The following is a 22,739-nucleotide window of genomic DNA, read 5'->3' as shown; positions in this document are numbered from 1 at the left end:
TCAGTTCCTTCTGATCAAAGCCCAGTGATGGTCTGGCTGAGCTGATTTCCTTGGGCGTCATACTCAAACTGCATCACGCGTCCCGGCTCGGTGATAGATACCGGCAAATAGAGGGTTGGGTGCCATTCGGTAGTGACCGTACGTGCTTGAGGTGTGCCGGAAGACTCTGTACGGGATACCTCCAGACCACGTGCGTTGTAGTCGTAGCTCGTGATGTAACCCTTATTGTCTGTTCGGGTCTTAATCAGGCCACGACTGTCATAGGTAAACGTCGAGTTGCTGCTCGGGCAGTTGGGGGAGGCAACACCTGCCAGAGCGGTGATGCGCTTGGCACCTGCAATCGTTTGAAAGGTGTAGGTGGACTGCTTGTTAAGCGGGTTTGTGATCGTGGTAGAGCCATTAGCGTTGTAGGTGAACAGGAACTTGTTCTGCGCACCATTCAGCTCATTTCTGATCACACGACCTTGGGCGTCGTAAGCCCACGTCACGTACCGGATGTTGCGTTCATCGGTGATGCCGGTCAGCCAGCCACCTTCACGGGCGTCCTCATAGTGGTAGGTACGCGCCAGGCTCTGCCCGCCTTGAGTGCGGGTCGCCTTAGTTACCCGGCCAGCGGTACTGTAGGTATACGCCACTTGATAGGTGCCGGCTGCCAGGGTGATCAGCCGTTTGGCGGTGTTGAATGTCAGTGTCATGGTTCTGCCGAGCGAGTCGGTGACCACAATATTGTTGGTGCCGTACACCAACGTCTCGTACGTGCCGTTAGCACGGTCGATTCGAGTTAACTGCCCTGCTGCGTTGAAATGCAGGTGTTCATTTCGCGTACTGTCATAGCGCCACCCGGAAGCAGTTTGCTCCAGACGGCCCAACTCCTTCGGTGAAGCAGTGACGGTCGTTCCGGAGACACTGAACAGGCTTTCTCGCCCGTCAATATCAACCAGCAGCACTTGGGTCGGTGAAGTCTTTAGCTTGGCCGAGTAGGTGTTCGTCCAGTTTGCCGTCTTGCTGTTGTAGTGACGTGCAAAATGCATCTGGGTGCCGGGAAGACCGGCGTAATCGACTTCGACCTGGTAGCTGTTTCCGTTAGAAACGTTAACAGGATCGGCTTTTAGCAAGCTCGGGATTGCTGGGCCGGCAAGCAGCCCATTGGCCGTTTGCACCGGGCAGGTGCCTGGTATGCTTGGATCGCCTAGACCAGGAGTCTCAGGACAGGTCAGCTCGGCAGGACGGTTATAGAAAACAGCGCCGGCGAACACATCAAAGTGAGTTTGCTTGGCAACGGCGTAACTGGTGGCCGGAACCCCATCGACTGACCCAGTAAAGTTGTCGTGCAGCAGCACGGCATGGGTCTTACAGATGTTGGGGAAAACCCGTTTCATGTTGGGGTTGCTAGTTTTAAGGGTTTCGATCATCTGGTCTGGCGTGTACCAGGCGCTATTTTCCAACCATTTGATGACCTTGCCACCAGAGCACCGAAGGGCTGCTATTTGGTAAAGATACTGCCCGGATCCGTTCGGTATTTGCGGAGCCGCATAGACTTCAGTCCCGAAGTAACTGACGCCTCCAGTTGTGCAGTTAGCGGCTGCAAATGAGGACTGATGAGCAAGGGCACAAGCTGAGAAAACGAGGGCGAGGCTGAGCCCGCGAGAGGAACGATCCATGTTCTGAATCCTGCCGTGGATAAGTTCGAGGTCTTAACGTAGAGCTAAGGAGCGGGTATTGCCATTAAGCAATTGAGTACAGGTGCTCAAAACGCATCATTGCCTGTGCACCAGGCGCTCGGGCTCGGCATAACCGCTGTGGACCTCCAGCGGATTTATCAGAGACCGGGTGCCGGCCGACAGGGCATGCAACTGGTAACCACCAACGCCCTGCAGGATAGCCCGACGGCAAAAGCATCGTGGCTGTGGCGCGCAAACGCCTGACCGGAAAAATCAGCATGAAACAGCTCCATGCCCGGCAACCAGACTTTGGCTAGCAGACGGTTGGCATCCGTGCTCACAACTGCGCCAGAATCGCCCGGTAACCTTCGCGGTAGCTCGGGTACTGCGGCGCCCAACCCAGAGCGCGGGCGCGGGCGTTGCTGCAGCGTTTGCTGCCGGAGCGGCGCACCCTTGAGTCTTCGGACCAATGGCTGACATCCAGCTGCTCGCGCAACCAGGCCACCACCTCATGCAGCGGCGCAGGCTGATCATCGACGCCGATATAGCAGTCATCCAGCGCCACACCACGGGCATCGGCCTGCAGCAGATAGGCCAGTAGCCCGGCCGCGTCATCGACATGGATGCGGTTGCCGTACAGCGGCGGCTCACTGGCCACCCGATAACCCTGGCGCACCTGCTTGAGCAACCATTCGCGGCCCGGGCCGTAGATGCCGGTGAGGCGTACCAGGCTAGCGGGCAGGCCGCTATGCAAGGCCAGCTGCTCAGCCTCGCGCATAATCCGTCCGGAGTAGCTGTCGGCTTCTGCAGGCGAGCGTTCATCCACCCACTCGCCGAGCTGTTGGCCATACACGCCACTGCTGGAGACAAACAGCAGGCGCTTGGGCCGCTGACCCTGTTGCGCCAGCCAACCGAGCACGCGGCGCAGGCCGTCGACATAAGCGGCGCGGTAACCGGCCTCGTCGTGTTCGGTGGCGGCCGCGCAATACACCAGATAATCCAGCGCCTCGCTCGGCCAGGCGGCCGGGCAGGCATCGGCATGCAGATCACCGGCAACCGGGCGAATGCCCTGTGGCAACAGCTGAATGCTGCGGCGCAGGCCGTACACCGTCCAGCCCGCAGCATTCAGCTGCTGACCCAGACGGCTGCCGACATCACCACAGCCGGCAATCATCAGTGTCTTACTCATCGTTGCGTATTCCTTAGGGTCTGTTGCTTATCAGGGCAACAGTGCCACCAAGCTGGCCTGTTGCACCAGCTCCAATAGCGGCTGCGGATACACACCGAGGAAGAACGCCAGCACGGCGACAAACAGCAGCATCATGCCGCCGGCGCGCTGCGCCCAGTTGAAGGGGGCATCGTGCCGGCGCAGGTTCGGCTCGACCATAAACAGGGTGACCATCACTCGCAGGTAATAAAACACGCCGATAGCACTGCCGATCACCAACGCACCGAGCAGCCACCATTGCTGCGATTGCACGCCGGCGGCGACCACGTAGAACTTGCCGATAAAGCCGGCCGTCAGCGGAATACCGGCCAGCGAGAGCATCATCACGGTAAGCACCGCAGTCAGATACGGGCGGCGCCAGAACAGCCCACGGTATTCGTACAACGCATCGCAATCGCGACCGTTGTAGGGCGTCGACATCAGGGTGATCACGCCGAACGCGCCGAGGCTGGTCAGCACGTAGGTGGCCAGGTACACGCCCACCGCTTCCACGGCCAGGCCCTTGCTGGCGATCAGCGCCACCAGCAGGTAGCCGAAGTGGGCGATGGAGGAATAACCGAGCAGGCGCTTGAGGTTGTTCTGCAACAGCGCCAGCAGGTTGCCGAAGATGATCGAGGCGATGGCAATCAGCGTCAGCAGGTCATTCAACCAGCCGCCTGCGGTGGCTGGTGACATCTGATACAGACGCAGCAGCACGGCAAATACCGCAACCTTGCTGGCCGTGGCGAGGAAGGCTGCCACCGGCGCCGGCGCGCCCTCGTAAACGTCCGGCGTCCACAGATGGAACGGCACCAGCGACAGCTTGAAGGACAGACCGACCAACATCATGCCCACGCCCAGCTGCGCCAGCATGCTCGGCAGGCCATCGGCGGCCAACTTGGCACCGATGCCGGCGAAGGTCAGGTTGCCCGATTCGGCATACAGCAGCGCCATGCCGAACAGCAGAAACGCTGAACCGGCGGCAGACAGCACCATGTACTTGATGCCGGCTTCCAGCGAACGCTTGTTGAAGAAGGCGTAGGCGATCATGCCGTAGGTCGGCACCGAAAGCAGTTCCAGGCCAATAAATAGGCCCGCCAGATGCTGCGCACTGACCAATACCAGGCCGCCAGCGGCAGACAGCAGCATCAGCAGGTACAGCTCTTCACGGTTGCCCGGGTAACCCTTGCCGGACTCACCGCCCAGGTAGGCGTGGGTCAGCGTCACGCAGGCCAGGGTCGCGGCCAGCACCAGGGCCATGTAGTAGCAGGCGAATTTATCCACCAGCAGCAGCGGCGTGACCTCGATCGGCGTGACGCCCAGGGCCGGCAGCAGCGACAGCAGCGCCAGGTTAAGGCCCAGCACCGAGAGGCCGAAGGTCATGGTGTGATTGCGCTTCCAGGCAATCGCCAGCATCACCACCACGGCGGTAGCGCTGGTGATCAGTAGCGGCAGCAGCGCGATAAAGTGTTGAGTCGTGAATTCCATACGCTACTTACCGGGCCGGAACAGGTTGATTGAGGGCGCTACCCAGCCACTGCTGCACGCCTTGCATGCTGGCGGCGGAGGTGTCGAGCACCGGCTGCGGGTACACACCGAGCAGGATCAGCAGCACAGCCAGGCCGAGCACCATGCTCAACTCGCGCAGCTGCAGGCCAGGCAAGGCGGTGTCGGCTTTGGCCGGGCCGAAGTAGGCGCGGTGAATCATGATCAGCGCGTAGACCGAGCCGAACACCAGGCCGGTGGCTGCAAACACAACGACCCACGGCGCACTCTGGAAGCTGCCAAGCAGAATCAGAAATTCGCCGACAAAGTTGCCAGTGCCCGGTAGACCCAGCGCCGCCGCAGCAAAGAACAGGCTCAGCGCCGGCAACCAGGGCATACGCGCCCAGATACCGCCCATCTCGCGCATATCGCGGGTGTGCAGGCGCTCATACAGCTGGCCGCAGAGGATAAACAGCGCCGCTGCGGACAAACCGTGCGCGAGCATCTGCACCACCGCGCCCTGCAGGGCGATCTCGCTGGCGGAATAGATGGCGATGAGCACAAAGCCCATATGCGACACGCTGGAGTAGGCCACCAGGCGCTTGATATCGGTCTGCGCGAACGACAGCAGCGCGCCGTAGATGATGGCGAACACGCCAAGCCACTGGGCAATCGGCGCAAACTCGGCCGAGGCATTAGGGAACAGCGGCAGGGCAAAACGCATCAGGCCGTAAGCGGCGGTTTTCAGGAGGATACCGGCCAGGTCCACCGAGCCTGCGGTCGGCGCCTGAGCGTGGGCATCCGGCAGCCAGGAGTGGAACGGCACCACCGGAAACTTCACCGCAAAGGCGATAAAGAAGCCGAGCATCAGGATGTACTCGGTGCCGGCGGCCATCTTGGTGTTGAGCAGTTCGGCGTAGCTGAAGGTCAGCACGCCGGTCTGGTCGAAGTGCACAAACACCAGGCCGAGAATCGCCAGCAACATGATCAGACCGCTGGCCTGGGTGAAGATAAAAAACTTGGTGGCGGCGGTGATGCGCGTCTTGCCGTCACTGCCACTATGACCCCAGAGCGCGATGAGGAAGTACATCGGCACCAGCATCATTTCCCAGAAGAAGAAGAACAGAAACAGGTCGACGGCGAGGAATACGCCGACCACGCCGCCGAGAATCCACATCAGGTTGAGGTGGAAAAAGCCGACGCGGTTCTGGATCTCGTTCCACGAACACAGCACCGAAAGCACACCGAGCAGGCCGGTGAGGCTGATCATCAGCACCGACAAGCCATCCAGCGCCAGATGAACGCTAATGCCGAAACGCTCGATCCACGGCACTTGGAACTCGGCCGCCCATTGCGGCGTAGCGCCCGGCCCATTACTAGGAGCGGGAGCCAGACTGAAATCACCAGTGGCCCACAGCCACAGGCTCAGGCCGAATAGCAGGGCCATGGTCAGCAGGGCGATCCAGCGCGGCAGAATGTTGCCGAAACGCTCGCACTGCCAGCACAGCAGGCCGCCGATAAAGGGGATCAGGATTAGCCAGGGCAGAATCATGACGGGCTATTTTCCTTAATTCAGAAACAGAAGAACGGCGAGCACCAGCACGGCGCCCCCGGCTATCGATGTGGCGTACCAGCGCACCTGGCCAGTTTCGCTACTGGCCAGCAGGGCATTACCGCCCCTTACCAGACGCGGAATCAGGCCAATGCTGCGGTCAATCGGGTCACGCCCGAGCAACCGGCAAAGCAACAGATACGGCTGCACAAACAGCTTGTCGTAAAGCCAGTCGAAGCCCCAGGCAGCAAACCACCAGGCCGAGAGGAAGCGCCCTGGCGCACTCTGCGCCACTGCGGTGGCGAAGCTGCGCTTGCCGAGAAACAGCAGCGCGGCGAGAACGATGCCGATGATCGCGATGGCCCCCGAGGCGATTTCCAGGCTGTGCTTGGCCTCGCCGCCGGCATGGCCGACGCTCTGCGGCAGCACGCCCGCCAGCGGTGGGCTGATCAGCGCGCCAATAAAGGTCGACAGTACGATCAGGGTTACCAGCGGCAGCCAGTGCGCGACGCCATGGCCGGCATGGGCTTCGGTCTTCTGCTCGCCATGGAAGGCGATAAAGATCAGGCGGAAGGTGTAGAGCGAAGTCAGGAAGGCACCGGTCAGGCCGGCATACAGCAGCCACTGATGACCGCTGGCAAAGGCTTCCCAAAGGATTTCATCCTTGGAGTAGAAACCCGCCGTGATCAACGGCAACGCCGCCAGGGCCGCGCCGCCGACGATAAAGCTGGCGTAGGCCAACGGCAGTTTCTTCCACAGACCGCCCATCTTGAAGATGTTCTGCTCATGATGGCAGGCGTTGATCACCGCACCGGAAGCGAGGAACAGCAGGGCTTTGAAGAAGGCGTGGGTCATCAGGTGGAAGATCGCTGCGTCCCAGGCGCCCACACCCAGGGCGAGGAACATATAGCCGATCTGGCTCATGGTCGAGTAGGCAAGGATGCGCTTGATGTCGGTCTGCACCAGCGCGGCAAAACCAGCCAGCACAAGGGTCACGCCGCCGACGATGCCGACCAGCTCGAGGATATCCGGGGTCAGCAGAAACAGGCCATGGGTACGAGCGATCAGGTATACACCGGCGGTGACCATGGTCGCCGCGTGGATCAGTGCCGACACCGGAGTCGGGCCGGCCATTGCATCGGCCAACCAGGTTTGCAGCGGCAGCTGGGCGGATTTACCCACCGCGCCGCCGAGCAGCATCAGCGTGGCGATCCACAGCCAGCTGTCGCCTTCCACATACTTCTGCGGCGCCAGCGCCATCAGCTCCTGAATATTCAGGGTGCCCAGATGGAGGAACAGGATAAACAGGCCGATGGCCATAAACACATCGCCGATACGGGTGACGATAAAAGCCTTTAGCGCCGCGTTGCCGTTGGCGGTGTGCTTAAAGTAGAAGCCGATCAGCAGGTAGGAGCACAGCCCCACGCCTTCCCAGCCGAAGTACAGCACCAGCAAGTTATCGCCCAGCACCAGCAACAGCATGCTGAAGATAAACAGGTTGGTGTAGGCGAAGAAGCGCGAGTAGCCCTCCTCCCCGCGCATGTACCAGCTGGCGAACAGGTGGATCAGAAAACCCACTCCGGTAACCACGCCGAGCATGGTCAGCGACAGGCCATCCAGGTACAGGGTGAAGCTCGGCGCAAAACCGGCCACGCTCATCCACTGCCACAGCACCTGGGTGAACACGCCGTCTGCTGGCGGATTAAGGTTGAACTGCAGGATCACCCAGGCGGCGGTCAGCGCGGACAGGCCCACCGAGCCAACACCAATCAGCGCCGAGAGATTTTCGGAGAAACGCCCGCGCGAGAAGGCCAGGAGAAACCAGCCCAGCAGCGGAAAGACACAGGTCAGCAATAGAAGGTTCATCCGCGCATCTCGCTGGCAGCGTCGACATCGAGGGTGTTGAAGCGGCGATACAGCTGCAACAGGATCGCCAGGCCGATACTGGCTTCGGCGGCCGCCAGGGTGATCACCAGAATAAACATCACCTGGCCGTCAGGCTGAGCCCAACGGCTGCCCGCCACCACAAAGGCCAGGGCAGTGGCGTTCATCATCACTTCCAGGCTCATCAAGATAAAAAGGATGTTACGCCGCACCATCAGACCAATCAGGCCGAGGCTGAACAGCACACCGGCCAGCGCCAGGCCGTGCTCCATGGGAATCGCATTCATGCCGTTGGCTCCTTGGCATCGTGACGGCCGAGGTGATAGGCCGCGACCAGCGCGGCGAGCAGCAGCATCGACGCCAGCTCCACCGCCAGCAGGTAAGGCCCGTATAGGGCGATACCGACCGCCTTGGCATCAATGGTCTGCAAGCCGAGGGCCGCGCCGCTGGGCGACTGGAACAGCACATAGAGCAATTGCCCCAGCAACAACGCCGAGAGAATCGCCGGGCCAGTCCAGATGCCAGGCGTCAACCACTGGCGCTCTTGCTCGACCGCCGCTGGGCCGAGGTTAAGCATCATCACCACGAAGACGAACAGCACCATGATTGCGCCAGCGTAAACGATGATCTCCAACGCACCGGCAAAGGGCGCACCGAGGGCGAAGAAGGTCATCGCCACCGCCAGCAGCGAGAGAATCAGGTACAGCAGGGCATGCACCGGATTGCTCGCGGTGATCACCCTGAATGTGGCCGCCACGGCAACGCCGGCGGCGAGGTAGAAAGCGAATTCCATATAGATCCTCTATATCTCCGTAGGAGTCTGTTAAGGCCGTCGCGAGCGCAGCTGAGACAAGGCGAAAACAGGCGAGGAAGCGGAGTGTACTTTTGTACATGAGCATTCCGAGTCTGTTTTCAACGCAGTATCAGCAAGCGCAGCAGGCATTAAACGGGCTCCTTAGGGCAGCAGGCCTTTGACGTTGATAGGTTCGGCTTCGTTTTGCGCGGCGCCTTTCGGCTTGCCGGCAATGGCCATACCGGCGACGCGGTAGAAGTTGTAGTCCGGGTTCTTGCCCGGGCCGCTGATCAGCAGGTCTTCCTTCTCGTACACCAGGTCCTGGCGCTTGAACTCGCCCATCTCGAAATCCGGGGTGAGCTGGATCGCCGTGGTCGGACAGGCCTCTTCGCACAGGCCGCAGAAGATGCAGCGCGAGAAGTTGATGCGGAAGAAATCCGGATACCAGCGGCCATCCGGCGTCTCGGCCTTCTGCAGCGAGATGCAGCCCACCGGGCAGGCCACCGCGCAGAGGTTGCAGGCCACGCAGCGCTCTTCGCCGTCGGGGTCGCGGGTCAGCACGATGCGGCCGCGATAGCGTGGCGGCAGGTACACCGCCTCTTCCGGGTACTGCAGGGTGTCGCGCTTGCGAAAGCCATGGCTGAACACCATGGCCATGCTGCGCAGTTGGGTGCCGGTACCGACCAGCACATCCCATATGTATTTGAACATTCTGTAGTTCTCCTTACTGGGCCGCGGCCAGCACAAGTGCGCCGGTCACCAGCAGGTTGATCAGGGTCAGCGGCAGGCAGAACTTCCAGCTGAAGGCCATAACCTGGTCATACCGTGGGCGCGGAATCGAGGCGCGCAACAGAATGAAGATCATGATGAAGAAGCAGGTTTTCAGGGCGAACCAGAAGAACGGAATCTGCGGCAGGATGCCAAACGGGCCGTGCCAGCCGCCGAAGAACAGCGTGACCAGCAACGCCGACACCGTGACGATGGCGACATATTCACCGACGAAGAACATGCCCCATTTCATCCCGGCATATTCGATGTGGTAACCGTCGGCCAACTCCTGCTCAGCCTCGGGCTGGTCGAAGGGGTGACGGTGAGTCACGGCCACGGCGGCAATAAAGAAGGTACAGAAGCCGAGGAACTGCGGAATGATGAACCACATGTTCTCGGCCTGGTAATCAACGATGTCGCGCATGTTGAACGAACCGACCTGGGCCACCACGCCCATCAGCGCTAGCGCCAGAAACACCTCGTAGGACACCGTTTGCGCCGAAGCGCGCAGCGCACCGAGCAGGGCGAACTTGTTGTTACTGGCCCAGCCGGCGAATAGCACCGCGTACACCGACAAACCCGCCATGGCGAAGAAAAACAGGATGCCGATGTTCAGGTCCGCCACGCCCCAGGTCGGGGTGATCGGGATAATCGCGAAGGCCATCAGCATGGCCGAGAAGGCAATCATCGGCGCGAGGATAAAGATAAATTTGTCGGCGAACGGCGGCGTCCAGTCCTCCTTGAAGAACATCTTGATCATGTCGGCCGCGATCTGAAACATGCCGAACGGCCCGACCCGATTGGGGCCGTAGCGGTCCTGCCACCAGCCCAGCAGGCGCCGCTCGACAAAGCTCAGCAGCGCGCCACAAACCACCACTACCAGCAGAATCACGATGGCCTTGAGCACGGCGATCAGCACGTCCAGCACTTCGGGGGTCAGCCAACTCATTGCGCGGCCTCCTCAATGCGGGTGACCACGCGACCTGCGACCAGCGCCGGCATACCCGCCAAGCCGACGGGCAAACCGACCACGCCGATGGCCAACTCTTCGGTGATCTGCAGCGGCAGACGCAGGGTCTGCCCCGCCACTGTCAGACTCAGCAGCGCGCCGTCATTCACGCCCAGCCGATCCGCTTCGGCCTTGGCCAACAGCGCGTAAGGTGCGGGAATGCGCTCTTGCAGCGGCGCGGCGCCGGCGGAGGTTTCCTCACTGCCGAACAGGTGATGCAGCGCCACGGCCTGCAAGGTGCCCGGCGCCGGGTTAAAGGCGGCCGGTACGCTAAACCACGGCAGCACTGTGCCTTTGGCTTCCAGCAGACGTACACCCGGATCGCCAGCGCGCAGATGGCCGCCGACTTCGTCTTGAAACTTGTTCCAGGCCTGCGGCGAGTTCCAACCTGGCGACCAGGCGAAGGGAATCTGCTGACGGTCTTCCTTACTGCCGGAATAGCCTTCCATGGAGAAGGCAAAGGCCGAGTCTTGGTCCTGCGGCTGACGCGGCTCGTGCACGCTGATATTGGCGCGCATGGCGGTGCGACCGCTGTAGCGGTGCGGTTCGCGGGCCAGCTTGAGGCCCTTGATGCGGAAGGTGGCGTTGGGCGCCGCTTCACCGATACGCGCCAGCAAGCTGTTGCTGGCAGCAACGGCAGCGGTCACCGCATCCAGCTGGGTCCAGTCGAGCGGCTTGCTTTGCAGGGTGCTGTGCAGGGCATGCAGCCAGCGCCAGCCTTCGCGAATCAGGATGTTGGCGTCGTAGTAGCTCGGCTCGAACACCTGGAAGAAGCGCTGAGCACGGCCTTCAAAGCTGACCAGAGTGCCATCGCCTTCGGCGAAGCTGGCCACAGGCAGCAGCAGGTGGGCTTTTTCACTGGTGGCGGTGTGCTGATGGTCGGCGACGATCACCACCTGCGCAGCCGCCAATGCGGCATCAACCTGGACCGCATCAGCGCGGCGGTACAGGTCATTTTCCAGCACGATCACGGCATCGGCCTGGCCGGACGTCAGCGCCTGCAGCGCATCATCGACGGACTTCCCTGCGCACTCTTCACCCAAAAGCAGCGCCAGGCCCATGCTGTTGGCTTCCGGCACCACCAGGCTGATGGAGGCGTTCTTTTCACGATTCTTCAGCGCGCTGGCGATATTGGCAGCTGCTTCGATCAGGCTCTTTTCGCCCAGAGAAGCACCCGCAACAATCAGCGGACGCTTGGCTTCTAACAGCGCATCGGCAATCAGCTGCACCAACTCGCCAACATCCGCATCCAGACCGTTAACCGCCGGTGCGCTCGGGTCGATGGCGTGGGCTACGGCGAAACCGATACGCGCCAGGTCGGTTGGGGCCGCGTGCACGCAGGCTTCGGCGATGTCATCCAGGCGGGTGGCGGTGACGCTGGCGATAAACAGCGGATGCAGCGCGTCCTGAGCGACGTTTTGCACGGCGGCCATGTGCCAGTCCTGAATTTTCATCGACGCAGCGATTTCAGTCGCTTTGCCCTTGACCGTCTGACGCAGGGCCAGGGCCATACGTGCGGCGGTCTGGGTCAGGTCTTCACCGAGGATAAACACCGCGTCGTGCAGCTCAACTTCACGCAGGGTCGGCACCGGCAGCGGGCCATTTTGAAGGATGTCGCGGATCAGGCGGATATTGTCCAGCTCACCCGCAGCGATACCGGAGTAGAAATTGGCCTCGCCGACCAGCTCACGCAGGGCGAAGTTGCTTTCCAGGCTGGCGCGCGGCGAGCCGATGCCGATTACGCGCTTGCCCTTGAGCAGCTCGGCGGCCTTGTCCAGCGCGGCGTCGATGCCGAGCTTTTCGCCACCCTCTTTATTCAGCAGCAGCGGTTGGCGTGGACGATCAGTGCGGTTGACGTAGCCGTAACCGAAGCGGCCACGGTCGCAGAGGAAGTACTGGTTTACATCGCCATTGAAGCGGTTTTCGATGCGCCGCAGTTCGCCGTAGCGCTCGCCGGGGCTGGTGTTGCAGCCGCTGGCGCAACCGTGGCAGATGCTCGGGGCAAACTGCATGTCCCACTTGCGGTTGTAGCGCTCGGAGTGGGTCTTGTCGGTGAATACACCAGTCGGGCAGACCTCGACCAGGTTGCCGGAGAACTCGCTTTCCAGCACGCCGTCTTCGACCCGGCCGAAGTACACGTTGTCGTGCGCGCCATACACACCCAGATCGGTGCCGCCTGCGTAATCCTTGTAGTAACGCACACAGCGGTAGCAGGCGATGCAGCGGTTCATCTCATGAGAGATAAACGGGCCGAGCTGCTGATTCTGGTGGGTGCGTTTGGTGAAGCGATAACGGCGCTGGTTGTGGCCAGTCATCACCGTCATGTCCTGCAGGTGGCAATGGCCGCCCTCCTCGCACACCGGGCAGTCGTGCGGGTGGTTGGTCATCAGCCACTCGACGACGCTGGCGCGGAACGCCTTGGACTCTTCATCGTCGATGCTGATCCAGGTGTTGTCGGTGGCCGGCGTCATGCACGACATGACGATGCGCCCGCGCGTGTCGTTTTCATCGGTGTATTGCTTGACCGCGCACTGGCGGCAGGCGCCGACGCTACCGAGCGCCGGGTGCCAGCAGAAGTAAGGGATATCGAGACCGAGGGACAGGCAGGCCTGCAGTAGGTTGTCCGCCCCATCGACTTCGAAATCTTTGCCGTCTACGTGGATAGTGGCCATGGTTCAGGTTTCTTCTTTGCCCACCGAAGCGGGCTTGGCTAATGGAATCACGGTGTGCTGCGGGGCCAGGTCAGTGGCCGCCAGAGCGCCATTTTTACGCGGGGACGAATTGCCCCGTCGTCGCCGGAGACGCCGAGCTGGCGATGCCAGCCTCAAACTCCGAACGGAAATACTTGATCGCACTGCCCAACGGTTCAACCGCACCCGGTGCATGGGCGCAGAAGGTTTTGCCGGGGCCAAGGAAATTGACCAGACCGAGCAGCGTGTCGATGTCCTGCTGCGTGCCTTGCTTGCGCTCCAGGGCGCGGAGAATCTTCACGCTCCAGGGTAGGCCATCGCGGCACGGGGTACACCAGCCACAGGATTCGCGGGCGAAGAACTCTTCCATATTGCGCAACAGCGAAACCATGCTGATGCTGTCGTCCACCGCCAGTGCCAGGCCGGTGCCCATGCGCGTACCGACCTTGCCGATACCGCCGGCATACATCAGCGCATCAAGGTGCTCGGGCAGCAGGAAGCCGGTGCCGGCACCGCCGGGTTGCCAGCACTTGAGGGTATAGCCATCGCGCATGCCGCCGGCGTAGTCCTCGAACAGCTCGCGGGCGCTTACGCCGAAGGGCAGCTCCCACAAGCCGGGGCTCTTCACCTTGCCGGAGAAGCCCATCAGCTTGGTGCCGTGGTCTTCACTCTCCGGGCGGGCCAGGCTCTTGTACCAGTCCACGCCATTACCGACGATGGCTGGCACGTTGCACAGAGTCTCGACGTTATTCACGCAAGTCGGCTTGCCCCACACGCCAACAGCAGCAGGGAACGGCGGCTTGGCGCGCGGGTTGGCGCGACGGCCTTCGAGGGAGTTGATCAGCGCGGTTTCTTCACCGCAGATATAGCGCCCAGCGCCGGTGTGCACGAACAGCTCAAAGTCGAAACCACTGCCGAGGATGTTCTTGCCCAGCAGGCCGGCGGCTTTGGCTTCCTCAATGGCGCGATTGAGATTGGTCGCAGCATCGACGTATTCGCCGCGCAGGAAGATGTAACCGCGATAGGCCTTGAGCGCCCGCGCGGAAATCAGCATGCCTTCCACCAGCAGGTGCGGCAGCTGCTCCATCAGCATGCGGTCCTTCCAGGTGTTCGGCTCCATCTCATCGGCGTTGCACAGCAGGTAGCGGATGTTCATCGACTCGTCGGCGGGCATCAGGCCCCACTTCACCCCGGTAGGGAAGCCAGCACCGCCACGGCCTTTGAGGCCGGAGTCCTTCACCGTTTGCACGATGTCGGCCTGGGCCATTTCGCTCAGCGCCATGCGCGCGGCGGTGTAGCCATTCTTCTGCTGGTATTCCTCCAGCCACACCGGCTGGGCGTCGTCACGCAGGCGCCAGGTCAGCGGATGGCTTTCCTCGCTGCGGGCGATCTTATTGGCCGGGCCGATGGAGGCCAGCGTTTGCATACTACTCATTGATAGGCCTCCAGCAGTTTGGCGACGCCATCAGGTTGCACGTCGCCAAAGGTGTCGTCGTCGATCATCAGCGCCGGCGCCTTGTCGCAGTTACCCAGGCAGCACACCGGCAGCAGGGTAAAGCGGCTATCGTGGGTGGTCTCGCCGAGGCCGATACCTAGCTGTTTGTGCATCTCGGCAACGACCGACTCATGACCACCGACATAGCAGGTCATGCTGTCGCACACGCGGATGATGTGACGGCCCACCGGCTGACGGAAAATCTGACTATAGAAGGTGGCCACGCCTTCGACGTCGCTAGCCGGAATACCGAGGATTTCGCCGATGGCATCGGCGGCGCCATCCGGCACCCAGCCACGGACCTTCTGCACGATTTTCAGCGCTTCGATCGACGCCGCGCGCGGGTCTTCGTAGTGGTGCATCTCGTGCTCGATGGCCGCCTGTTCGGCTTCGCTCAGAGCAAAACGGTCGGTTTGAATCAGGGTTGTCTGGCTCATATCAGCGGTCCACGTCAGCCATAACGAAGTCGATACTGCCCAGGTACGCAATCAGGTCGGCGACCATGCTGCCGCGAATCACCGAAGGGATCTGCTGCAGGTGCGGGAAGCTCGGCGTACGGATGCGCGTGCGGTAGCTCATGGTGCTGCCGTCGCTGGTCAGGTAGTAGCTGTTGATGCCCTTGGTCGCCTCGATCATCTGGAAAGATTCGTTGGCCGGCATCACCGGACCCCACGAGACCTGCAAGAAGTGCGTGATCAGGGTTTCGATGTGCTGCAACGTGCGCTCTTTCGGCGGCGGCGTGGTCAGCGGGTGATCGGCCTTGTACGGGCCTTCCGGCATATTGCGCAGGCACTGGTCGATGATCTTGATGCTCTGGCGCATCTCCTCCACGCGCACGATGCAGCGGTCGTAGGCATCGCCATTGGCGGCCAGCGGCACTTCGAACTCGAAGTTCTCGTAACCGGAATACGGCCGCGCCTTGCGCAGGTCGAAGTCGCAGCCCGTAGCGCGCAAGCCGGCGCCGGTAGTGCCCCACTCCAGCGCTTCCTTGGTGTTGTACTGCGCCACACCAATGGTCCGCGCCTTGAGGATGCTGTTCTTCAGCGCGGCTTTCTCATATTCGTCGAGGCGCTTGGGCAGCCAGTCAACGAATTCTTTAACCAGACGATCCCAGCCACGCGGCAGGTCGTGGGCCACGCCACCGATGCGGTACCAGGCCGGGTGCAGGCGGAAACCGGTGATGGCCTCGATCACCTTGTAGGCGCGCTGACGGTCGGTGAAGGTAAAAAACACCGGGGTCATCGCGCCGACGTCCTGAATATAAGTACCGAGGAACAGCAAGTGGCTGGTGATGCGGAAGAACTCGGCCAGCATGATGCGAATCACATCGACCCGCTGCGGCACGGTGATGCCCGCAAGTTTCTCCACGGCCAGCACGTACGGCAGGTTGTTCATCACCCCGCCGAGGTAGTCGATGCGGTCGGTGTAGGGAATAAAGCTGTGCCAGCTTTGGCGTTCAGCCATCTTCTCGGCACCACGGTGGTGGTAGCCGATTTCCGGTACGCAATCGACGATCTCTTCGCCGTCGAGTTGCAGGATGATGCGGAACGCACCGTGGGCCGAGGGGTGGTTGGGGCCAAGGTTGAGGAACATATAGTCCTCGTGCTCGCTGCCACGCTTCATGCCCCAGTCTTCCGGCTTGAAGCGCGCGGCTTCCTCTTCCAGCTGCTGCTTGGCCAAGGTCAGGCTGAACGGGTCAAACTCGGTGGCACGCGCCGGGTAGTCCTTGCGCAGCGGGTGACCTTCCCAAGTCGGCGGCATCATGATCCGCGTCAGGTGCGGGTGGCCGCTGAAGTGGATGCCGTAGAGGTCCCAGACTTCGCGCTCATACCAGTTGGCATTGGGCCAGATGCTGGTGACGCTGGGCACATTAAGGTCGCGCTCGCTCAGGGCGACCTTGAGCATAATGTCGCTGTTCCGCTCCAGCGACATCAGGTGATAGAACACAGTAAAGTCCGCACCCGGCAGCCCACGGCGCTGGGTGCGCAGGCGCTCATCGACGCCGTGCAGGTCGTACAGCATGACGTAGGGGCGAGGCAGGTTGCGCAGGAAGGTCAGGATCTCGACCAGCCGCTCGCGGGCCACCCACAACACCGGCATACCGGTACGGGTGCTCTGTGCAGTAAAGGCATCAGCGCCAAAACGGGAATTCAGTTCGACGACCACATCGTGGTCGTCTGCCTTGTACGGCGGTATGGACAGAATGCTGTCTGCAGTCATGGTCTCGGTCGCTATCGGTCGCTATCAGGCCTATCGGGCCTATCGATCATCGGCGTCAGTAGGCGGGCGGGGTCGTGCCCAGGCTTACACGTCGTCGGGGCTGCGCAGATTGGTTACGGCGATGCGTTCAGCGCGTCGCTGCTCTTTCTGCGACGGCATCTCGGCACGGTAAACCCCCTGATCACCGACGACCCAGGACAACGGCCGACGCTCCTGACCGATGGACTCCTGCAGCAGCATCAAGCCCTGCAGAAAGGCCTCGGGACGCGGTGGGCAACCGGGAATATAGACGTCGACCGGCAGGAACTTGTCGACCCCCTGGACCACGGAATAGATGTCATACATGCCGCCGGAATTGGCGCAAGAGCCCATCGAGATCACCCACTTGGGTTCCAGCATCTGCTCGTACAGGCGCTGGATGACCGGAGCCATTTTGATAAAGCAGGTGCCGGCGATGACCATAAAGTCTGCTTGACGCGGGGAGGCCCGGATAACTTCCGCACCAAACCGTGCCACGTCATGCGGCGCGGTAAAGGCGGTGGTCATTTCCACATAGCAGCAGGACAGGCCGAAGTTATACGGCCACAGGGAGTTCTTGCGCCCCCAGTTCACTGCGCCATTGAGTACATCGGCAAGCTTGCCCATGTAGATGTTCTTGTGGACTTGATCATCTAGCAGCGGGTCGGAAACAGTCTCCCGCTCGCCGACCGGATAGCGCTCGTTAGGCGCATCCGGATCAATCCGAGTAAGTTTGTAGTGCATCGCCAAAGCCTCATTGTTTTAGCTTCGCCTGCCGCTCACGACGGCCCTGGGGTGCCCAATCGAGCGCCCCGATCCGCCATAGGTAGACAAGACCTGCCAACAGAATTGCTATAAAGACTGTAGCTTCGATTAGCCCCGCCCAGCCGCTTTCGCGCACTGAAACGGCCCAAGCGAAGAGAAAGAGGGCTTCAACGTCGAAGATCACGAAGAGCATCGCGACCAGATAGAATTTGGCTGACAGGCGCAAGCGCGCGCTGCCGACGGGCAACATGCCGGACTCAAAAGGTTCGTTCTTGCTGCGGCCCCAGGCTTTGCTACCCAGCAAGCTGGACAGGCCAAGCATAAAGCCGATAAGCCCGAAAACACCGAGCAAAAACACAGCAAAAGCCCAGTTATGGGACATGGTCGTTACCGCATCAGGCATGCCGGTACTCCTTGGGTAAAAGGAACGGCTTGTATAATTTTATGGTGGCGAGCGCGACCCCCAAGCTGGGTCGCCCGCAAAGTATGGTCGCAATTCTATGCGCGCTACAAATTAGTAACTAATTATTTTATGTTCACAAAGCGACATAAATGCGTAGCCAATCGCCAAACCCCGTTCAACACATCAAGCACGGGGGCTGAACCGCATCAGCAGTTGGTTCCATTGAATACAGCCGCTATGCTTGGCTGCATCTCAATGGATAAAGACTATGACCCTCACCGAACTGCGCTACATAGTCACCCTCGCTCAGGAACAGCACTTCGGCCGCGCCGCCGAGCGCTGTCATGTCAGCCAGCCGACGCTGTCGGTGGGGGTGAAGAAACTCGAAGATGAGCTGGGCGTGCTGATCTTCGAACGCAGCAAAAGCGCAGTGCGCCTAACTCCGGTCGGTGAAGGCATCGTTACCCAGGCGCAGAAGGTGCTGGAACAGGCCCAGGGCATCCGTGAGCTGGCCCAGGCCGGCAAGAACCAGATGGCCGCGCCGCTGAAGATCGGCGCGATCTACACCGTCGGCCCCTACCTGTTTCCCCATTTGATTCCGCAACTGCACCGCGTCGCGCCGCAAATGCCGCTGTATATCGAAGAAAACTTCACCCACGTGCTGCGCGACAAGCTGCGCAATGGCGAGCTGGACGCGATCATCATCGCCCTGCCGTTCCATGAAGCCGATGTGCTGACCAAGCCGCTGTACGACGAGCCCTTCTACGCCCTGCTACCCGCCGGCCACCCCTGGGCCGCTATGAAAACCATCGACAGCAAGCTGCTCAATGACAAGAGTCTGTTGCTGCTCGGCGAAGGCCACTGCTTCCGCGATCAGGTGCTGGAAGCCTGCCCAACCCTGCGCAAGGGCGGCGAAGACAGCGCCAAACACACCACGGTGGAATCCAGTTCACTGGAAACCATCCGCCATATGGTTGCTTCGGGCCTTGGCGTGTCGATCCTGCCGTTCTCCGCCGTCGACAGCCACCACTACGCCCCCGGCGTGATCGAAGTGCGCCCACTCAGCGCGCCAGCGCCGTTCCGCACCGTGGCCATTGCCTGGCGCGCCAGCTTCCCACGGCCGAACGCCATCGAAGTGCTGACCGACTCGATCCGCCTGTGCTCGGTGGCCAAGCCACTGCCCAAGAGCCGCTAACACAGGCCATGACCGAACTGGCTGCGGTTTCTGTCACCGCGCTGAAAGGCGTGGGTGCGGCCCTGGCCGAAAAGCTCGCCAAGGTCGGCTTGGAAACCCTGCAGGATGTGCTGTTCCACCTGCCGCTGCGTTATCAGGACCGCACCCGCATCGTGCCGATTGGCGCGCTGCGCCCCGGTCAGGATGCGGTGGTGGAAGGCATCGTTGCCGGCGCCGATGTGGTCATGGGTCGCCGCCGCAGTCTGCTGGTACGCCTACAGGACGGCAGCGGCACCCTCTCCTTGCGCTTCTATCACTTCAGTAACGCGCAGAAAGAAGGCCTCAAGCGCGGCACCCAGGTGCGCTGCTACGGTGAGGTGCGGCCCGGCTCTTCGGGTCTGGAGATCTACCACCCGGAATACCGCGCGCTGTCCGGCAGCGAACCGATTGCCGTGGAGCAGACCCTGACGCCAATCTACCCGACCACCGAAGGCCTGACCCAGCAGCGCCTGCGCCAACTCAGCGAACAGGCCCTGGCGCGCCTCGGTCCGCATAGCCTGCCGGACTGGCTGCCACGCGAACTGGCCGACGATTACCAGCTCAGCCCGCTCGATCAAGCGATTCGCTATCTGCACCGGCCGCCTCCGGATGCCGACCTGGAAGAACTCGCCGAAGGTCGCCACTGGGCGCAGCACCGCCTGGCTTTCGAGGAGCTGCTGACCCATCAGCTATCGCTGCAACGCCTGCGCGAGAGCGTTCGTGCGCAGCAAGCACCGGCGCTGCCCCTGGCGAAAAGCCTGCCGCAGCAGTACCTGGCCAACCTGGGCTTTACCCCCACTGGCGCGCAGCAGCGGGTCGGCGCGGAAATCGCCTACGACCTCAGCCAGAGCGAGCCGATGCTGCGCCTGGTACAGGGCGATGTGGGCGCTGGTAAGACCGTGGTCGCTGCCTTTGCCGCGCTGCAGGCGCTGGAAGCCGGTTATCAGGTGGCGCTGATGGCGCCGACCGAAATTCTTGCCGAGCAGCACTTTATCAACTTCAGCAAATGGCTCGCACCGCTGGGCATTGAAGTCGCCTGGCTGGCCGGCAAGCTCAAGGGCAAGGCCCGCGTCAGCGCCCTAGAGCAGATCGCTGGCGGCGCTCCGATGGTGGTCGGCACCCACGCGCTGTTTCAGGATGAAGTACAGTTTCAGAAGCTCGCGCTGGTAATTATCGATGAGCAGCACCGCTTCGGCGTGCAGCAACGCCTGGCTCTGCGGCAGAAAGGCATCGGCGGGCGTATGTGCCCGCACCAACTGATCATGACAGCGACGCCAATCCCACGAACCCTGGCGATGAGCGCCTACGCCGACCTCGATACCTCAATCCTCGACGAACTGCCGCCGGGCCGTACCCCGGTAAACACCCTGGTGATCGCCGACAGCCGCCGCTTGGAAGTGGTCGAGCGGGTGCGCCTGGCCTGCAACGAAGGGCGCCAGGCCTACTGGGTGTGCACGCTGATCGAAGAATCCGAAGAGCTGACCTGCCAGGCCGCCGAAACCACCTTCGTCGACCTGACCGCAGCGCTCGGCGGGCTGAATGTCGGCCTGATTCACGGACGCATGAAGCCGGCAGAAAAGGCCGCGGTGATGGACCAGTTCAAACAGGGTCAGCTGCAGCTGCTGGTGGCCACCACGGTGATCGAAGTCGGCGTCGACGTGCCCAACGCCAGCCTCATGATCATCGAGAACCCGGAGCGCCTGGGCCTGGCCCAGTTGCACCAGCTGCGCGGGCGGGTCGGCCGGGGCAGCGCCGCCAGCCATTGCCTGCTGCTTTATCACCCACCGCTGTCGCAGCTGGGCCGCGAGCGCCTGGGGATCATGCGCGAGACCTGTGATGGTTTCGTGATTGCCGAAAAAGACCTGGAGTTGCGCGGCCCTGGCGAGATGCTGGGCACCCGCCAGACTGGCCTGCTGCAGTTCAAGGTCGCTGACCTGATGCGCGATGCCGACCTACTACCCGCCGTACGCGACGCCGCGCAGGCACTGCTGGAGCACTGGCCGCAGCATGTCAGCCCGCTACTTGAACGCTGGCTGCGGCATGGCCAACAATACGGGCAAGTGTGAACCTGCACACAGGACAACCGTCGCCTGCGCCGCATTTTACTCATCCCGCTGTTTATACTCGGGGTAATGCTACTTCTGCTGGATACCGCCATGACTGAACTTGCCCTAGCTACCGACACCGCCCCGCAGCCGCCAGCGGTGATTCTGCAATTGCTGGAGAAGCTCGGCCTGCCCTACCAAATCTGCCGTGATGTGCCCGGTCTGCCGGTCGCACAGCGTCTACAGGCGGTATTGCTGGATGACGCCGTGGGCGCGCTGCTGGTGCTCTATCCGCAGAGCCAGTTGCTCGATCTCAATCGCCTGACCGAACTGACCGGCCGCCAGCTGACGGCGGTCAAACCAGAGCGCCTGGAGCGCATGCTCGGCAAGCACAGCCTGAAAGTACTGCCCGGCCTGCCGCCGCTGACCAGCTCGCCATGCCTGTATGACGAGCGCCTGCTGCAGGTGCCGAGTCTGTATATCGAGTCCGGCCAGCGCGGCGTGCTATTGAAGCTGAACACCGAGGCCTTCAAAACCCTGCTGAGCAAAGCCAGCGCCGCACGTTTCGGCGAACCCCTGAGCAATATCCGCCTGAACCTCGACCGCCCGGACGATGACCGCGCCGAAATCACCCTGGCGGTACAAACCTTTACCGCGCGGCGCATCCAGCAACGCCTAGAAGAAACCATCGAGATTCCGCCGCTGCCCGAAACCGCGCAGAAGATCATCAAGCTGCGCGTCGACCCGGAGGCCACGGTGGATGACATCACCGGCGTGGTCGAAACCGACCCAGCGCTGGCCGCCCAGGTGGTCAGCTGGGCGGCCTCGCCCTACTACGCAGCACCCGGCAAGATCCGCTCGGTAGAAGACGCCATCGTCCGCGTGCTGGGTTTTGATCTGGTGATCAACCTGGCCCTCGGCCTGGCTCTGGGCAAAACCCTGAGCCTGCCAAAGGACCATCCACAACAGGCCACGCCGTACTGGCAACAGGCGATCTACAGCGCTGCGGTGATCGAGGGCCTGACCCGCGCCATCCCCCGCGCCCAGCGCCCGGAAGCCGGCCTGACCTACCTCGCCGGCTTGCTACACAACTTCGGCTATCTAGTGCTCGCGCATGTGTTTCCGCCGCATTTCTCGCTGATCTGCCGCCATCTGGAAGTCAATCCGCACCTGCCTTCCAGCTATATCGAGCAGCATTTGCTCGGTATCAGCCGCGAGCAGATCGGCGCCTGGCTGATGCGTTACTGGGATATGCCGGAAGAACTGGCCAGCGCCCTGCGCTTCCAACACGACCCCGAGTACAGCGGCGCGCATGCCACCTACCCGAACCTGGTGTGCCTGTCGGTCAGCCTGTTGCGCAACCGTGGTATCGGCGCCGGCCCACAGAGCGAAATCCCACAAAGCCTGTTCGACAACCTCGGCATCAGCCGGGAACAAGCCGAAGAGGCGGTGAGCAAGGTACTCACCGCTGAAATCGCGCTGCGCGAACTGGCGGCGCAATTCCACCCAGCACACTAAAGCTGCAGAAAAC

General features: G+C 61.8%; 18 protein-coding genes and 1 pseudogene. 3 read left to right on the top strand and 16 right to left on the bottom strand.

Features of this window, described 5'->3' with window-relative positions; all coding sequences use genetic code 11:
* Positions 1-14: 14 nt before the first annotated feature.
* The 16 genes and pseudogenes from AC0T4W_RS22095 to AC0T4W_RS22020 form a co-directional block, all read right to left on the bottom strand.
* Positions 15-1,661 (bottom strand): DUF6531 domain-containing protein, encoded by a 1,647-nt coding sequence (locus AC0T4W_RS22095; protein WP_476322907.1) that lies wholly within the window; start codon positions 1,659-1,661, stop codon positions 15-17.
* A gap of 102 nt (positions 1,662-1,763) precedes the next feature.
* Positions 1,764-1,954, bottom strand: a pseudogene (locus AC0T4W_RS22090) (AraC family ligand binding domain-containing protein); the annotation flags it as partial.
* Positions 1,955-1,998: 44 nt separating this feature from the next.
* Positions 1,999-2,850, bottom strand: a complete 852-nt coding sequence (locus tag AC0T4W_RS22085) for an SDR family oxidoreductase (RefSeq protein WP_476322904.1) — start codon at positions 2,848-2,850, stop codon at positions 1,999-2,001.
* 30 nt (positions 2,851-2,880) lie between these two features.
* The gene (gene nuoN / locus AC0T4W_RS22080; RefSeq protein ID WP_476322902.1) at positions 2,881-4,356 is read right to left on the bottom strand and encodes an NADH-quinone oxidoreductase subunit NuoN; all 1,476 of its coding nucleotides are present in this window, start codon (positions 4,354-4,356) and stop codon (positions 2,881-2,883) included.
* Between the two features lie 7 nt (positions 4,357-4,363).
* Positions 4,364-5,905 (bottom strand): NADH-quinone oxidoreductase subunit M, encoded by a 1,542-nt coding sequence (gene nuoM, locus AC0T4W_RS22075; protein ID WP_476322899.1) that lies wholly within the window; start codon positions 5,903-5,905, stop codon positions 4,364-4,366.
* A gap of 15 nt (positions 5,906-5,920) precedes the next feature.
* Positions 5,921-7,771, bottom strand: a complete 1,851-nt coding sequence (nuoL, locus tag AC0T4W_RS22070; protein ID WP_476322896.1) for an NADH-quinone oxidoreductase subunit L — start codon at positions 7,769-7,771, stop codon at positions 5,921-5,923.
* Positions 7,768-8,076, bottom strand: coding sequence for an NADH-quinone oxidoreductase subunit NuoK (nuoK, locus tag AC0T4W_RS22065; RefSeq protein WP_476322893.1), 309 nt, complete (start codon positions 8,074-8,076; stop codon positions 7,768-7,770). The genes nuoL and nuoK overlap by 4 nt, the downstream gene beginning before the upstream one ends.
* Positions 8,073-8,582 carry an NADH-quinone oxidoreductase subunit J gene (nuoJ, locus tag AC0T4W_RS22060; protein WP_090250589.1) on the bottom strand — a complete coding sequence of 170 codons (510 nt, stop codon included), beginning with the start codon at positions 8,580-8,582 and terminating at the stop codon, positions 8,073-8,075. The genes nuoK and nuoJ overlap by 4 nt, the downstream gene beginning before the upstream one ends.
* A 162-nt stretch (positions 8,583-8,744) precedes the next feature.
* Complete coding sequence (nuoI, locus tag AC0T4W_RS22055) at positions 8,745-9,293, bottom strand: NADH-quinone oxidoreductase subunit NuoI (protein WP_090240728.1); 549 nt, start codon at positions 9,291-9,293, stop codon at positions 8,745-8,747.
* A gap of 13 nt (positions 9,294-9,306) precedes the next feature.
* Positions 9,307-10,299, bottom strand: a complete 993-nt coding sequence (gene nuoH / locus AC0T4W_RS22050) for an NADH-quinone oxidoreductase subunit NuoH (RefSeq protein ID WP_476322889.1) — start codon at positions 10,297-10,299, stop codon at positions 9,307-9,309.
* On the bottom strand, positions 10,296-13,031 hold the full coding sequence (gene nuoG, locus AC0T4W_RS22045) for an NADH-quinone oxidoreductase subunit NuoG (RefSeq protein ID WP_476322887.1): 2,736 nt from the start codon (positions 13,029-13,031) through the stop codon (positions 10,296-10,298). Before nuoG ends, nuoH begins: the two co-directional genes overlap by 4 nt.
* A 94-nt stretch (positions 13,032-13,125) precedes the next feature.
* Positions 13,126-14,475: an NADH-quinone oxidoreductase subunit NuoF gene (gene nuoF, locus AC0T4W_RS22040; RefSeq protein ID WP_476323837.1), complete on the bottom strand. Its 1,350-nt coding sequence runs from the start codon at positions 14,473-14,475 to the stop codon at positions 13,126-13,128.
* A 5-nt stretch (positions 14,476-14,480) separates the two neighbouring features.
* Positions 14,481-14,981 carry an NADH-quinone oxidoreductase subunit NuoE gene (nuoE, locus tag AC0T4W_RS22035; RefSeq protein WP_476322884.1) on the bottom strand — a complete coding sequence of 167 codons (501 nt, stop codon included), beginning with the start codon at positions 14,979-14,981 and terminating at the stop codon, positions 14,481-14,483.
* A gap of 1 nt (position 14,982) precedes the next feature.
* A complete protein-coding gene (nuoC, locus tag AC0T4W_RS22030; protein ID WP_476322881.1) occupies positions 14,983-16,764 on the bottom strand; it encodes an NADH-quinone oxidoreductase subunit C/D in 1,782 nt (593 codons plus the stop codon).
* Positions 16,765-16,848: 84 nt separating this feature from the next.
* Positions 16,849-17,526: a NuoB/complex I 20 kDa subunit family protein gene (locus AC0T4W_RS22025; protein WP_476322878.1), complete on the bottom strand. Its 678-nt coding sequence runs from the start codon at positions 17,524-17,526 to the stop codon at positions 16,849-16,851.
* A 10-nt stretch (positions 17,527-17,536) separates the two neighbouring features.
* Positions 17,537-17,950 carry an NADH-quinone oxidoreductase subunit A gene (locus AC0T4W_RS22020; protein ID WP_090250607.1) on the bottom strand — a complete coding sequence of 138 codons (414 nt, stop codon included), beginning with the start codon at positions 17,948-17,950 and terminating at the stop codon, positions 17,537-17,539.
* Positions 17,951-18,218: 268 nt separating this feature from the next.
* Here AC0T4W_RS22020 and AC0T4W_RS22015 point away from each other — a divergent pair, with 268 nt between their 5' ends.
* From AC0T4W_RS22015 to AC0T4W_RS22005, 3 genes are all read left to right on the top strand, one after another.
* Positions 18,219-19,145, top strand: a complete 927-nt coding sequence (locus AC0T4W_RS22015) for a hydrogen peroxide-inducible genes activator (protein WP_476322875.1) — start codon at positions 18,219-18,221, stop codon at positions 19,143-19,145.
* Between the two features lie 8 nt (positions 19,146-19,153).
* A complete protein-coding gene (gene recG, locus AC0T4W_RS22010) occupies positions 19,154-21,229 on the top strand; it encodes an ATP-dependent DNA helicase RecG (protein ID WP_476322872.1) in 2,076 nt (691 codons plus the stop codon).
* 90 nt (positions 21,230-21,319) lie between these two features.
* Positions 21,320-22,726 carry an HDOD domain-containing protein gene (locus tag AC0T4W_RS22005; protein WP_476322869.1) on the top strand — a complete coding sequence of 469 codons (1,407 nt, stop codon included), beginning with the start codon at positions 21,320-21,322 and terminating at the stop codon, positions 22,724-22,726.
* Positions 22,727-22,739: the final 13 nt, after the last annotated feature.

The organism is Pseudomonas sp. C7.1, from assembly GCF_056312395.1.
The sequence above is the reverse complement of the archived record's forward strand: the minus strand, read 5'-3'. Positions and strand labels throughout refer to the sequence as shown.

Bases quoted from the DNA above. Each gene is read 5' to 3' on its own strand.
- AC0T4W_RS22095 (WP_476322907.1), bottom strand. From the start codon at position 1,661: ATGGATCGTTCCTCTCGCGGGCTCAGCCTCGCCCTCGTTTTCTCAGCT.
- AC0T4W_RS22085 (WP_476322904.1), bottom strand. From the start codon at position 2,850: ATGAGTAAGACACTGATGATTGCCGGCTGTGGTGATGTCGGCAGCCGT.
- nuoN (WP_476322902.1), bottom strand. From the start codon at position 4,356: ATGGAATTCACGACTCAACACTTTATCGCGCTGCTGCCGCTACTGATC.
- nuoM (WP_476322899.1), bottom strand. From the start codon at position 5,905: ATGATTCTGCCCTGGCTAATCCTGATCCCCTTTATCGGCGGCCTGCTG.
- nuoL (WP_476322896.1), bottom strand. From the start codon at position 7,771: ATGAACCTTCTATTGCTGACCTGTGTCTTTCCGCTGCTGGGCTGGTTT.
- nuoK (WP_476322893.1), bottom strand. From the start codon at position 8,076: ATGAATGCGATTCCCATGGAGCACGGCCTGGCGCTGGCCGGTGTGCTG.
- nuoJ (WP_090250589.1), bottom strand. From the start codon at position 8,582: ATGGAATTCGCTTTCTACCTCGCCGCCGGCGTTGCCGTGGCGGCCACA.
- nuoI (WP_090240728.1), bottom strand. From the start codon at position 9,293: ATGTTCAAATACATATGGGATGTGCTGGTCGGTACCGGCACCCAACTG.
- nuoH (WP_476322889.1), bottom strand. From the start codon at position 10,299: ATGAGTTGGCTGACCCCCGAAGTGCTGGACGTGCTGATCGCCGTGCTC.
- nuoG (WP_476322887.1), bottom strand. From the start codon at position 13,031: ATGGCCACTATCCACGTAGACGGCAAAGATTTCGAAGTCGATGGGGCG.
- nuoF (WP_476323837.1), bottom strand. From the start codon at position 14,475: ATGCAAACGCTGGCCTCCATCGGCCCGGCCAATAAGATCGCCCGCAGC.
- nuoE (WP_476322884.1), bottom strand. From the start codon at position 14,981: ATGAGCCAGACAACCCTGATTCAAACCGACCGTTTTGCTCTGAGCGAA.
- nuoC (WP_476322881.1), bottom strand. From the start codon at position 16,764: ATGACTGCAGACAGCATTCTGTCCATACCGCCGTACAAGGCAGACGAC.
- AC0T4W_RS22025 (WP_476322878.1), bottom strand. From the start codon at position 17,526: ATGCACTACAAACTTACTCGGATTGATCCGGATGCGCCTAACGAGCGC.
- AC0T4W_RS22020 (WP_090250607.1), bottom strand. From the start codon at position 17,950: ATGCCTGATGCGGTAACGACCATGTCCCATAACTGGGCTTTTGCTGTG.
- AC0T4W_RS22015 (WP_476322875.1), top strand. From the start codon at position 18,219: ATGACCCTCACCGAACTGCGCTACATAGTCACCCTCGCTCAGGAACAG.
- recG (WP_476322872.1), top strand. From the start codon at position 19,154: ATGACCGAACTGGCTGCGGTTTCTGTCACCGCGCTGAAAGGCGTGGGT.
- AC0T4W_RS22005 (WP_476322869.1), top strand. From the start codon at position 21,320: ATGACTGAACTTGCCCTAGCTACCGACACCGCCCCGCAGCCGCCAGCG.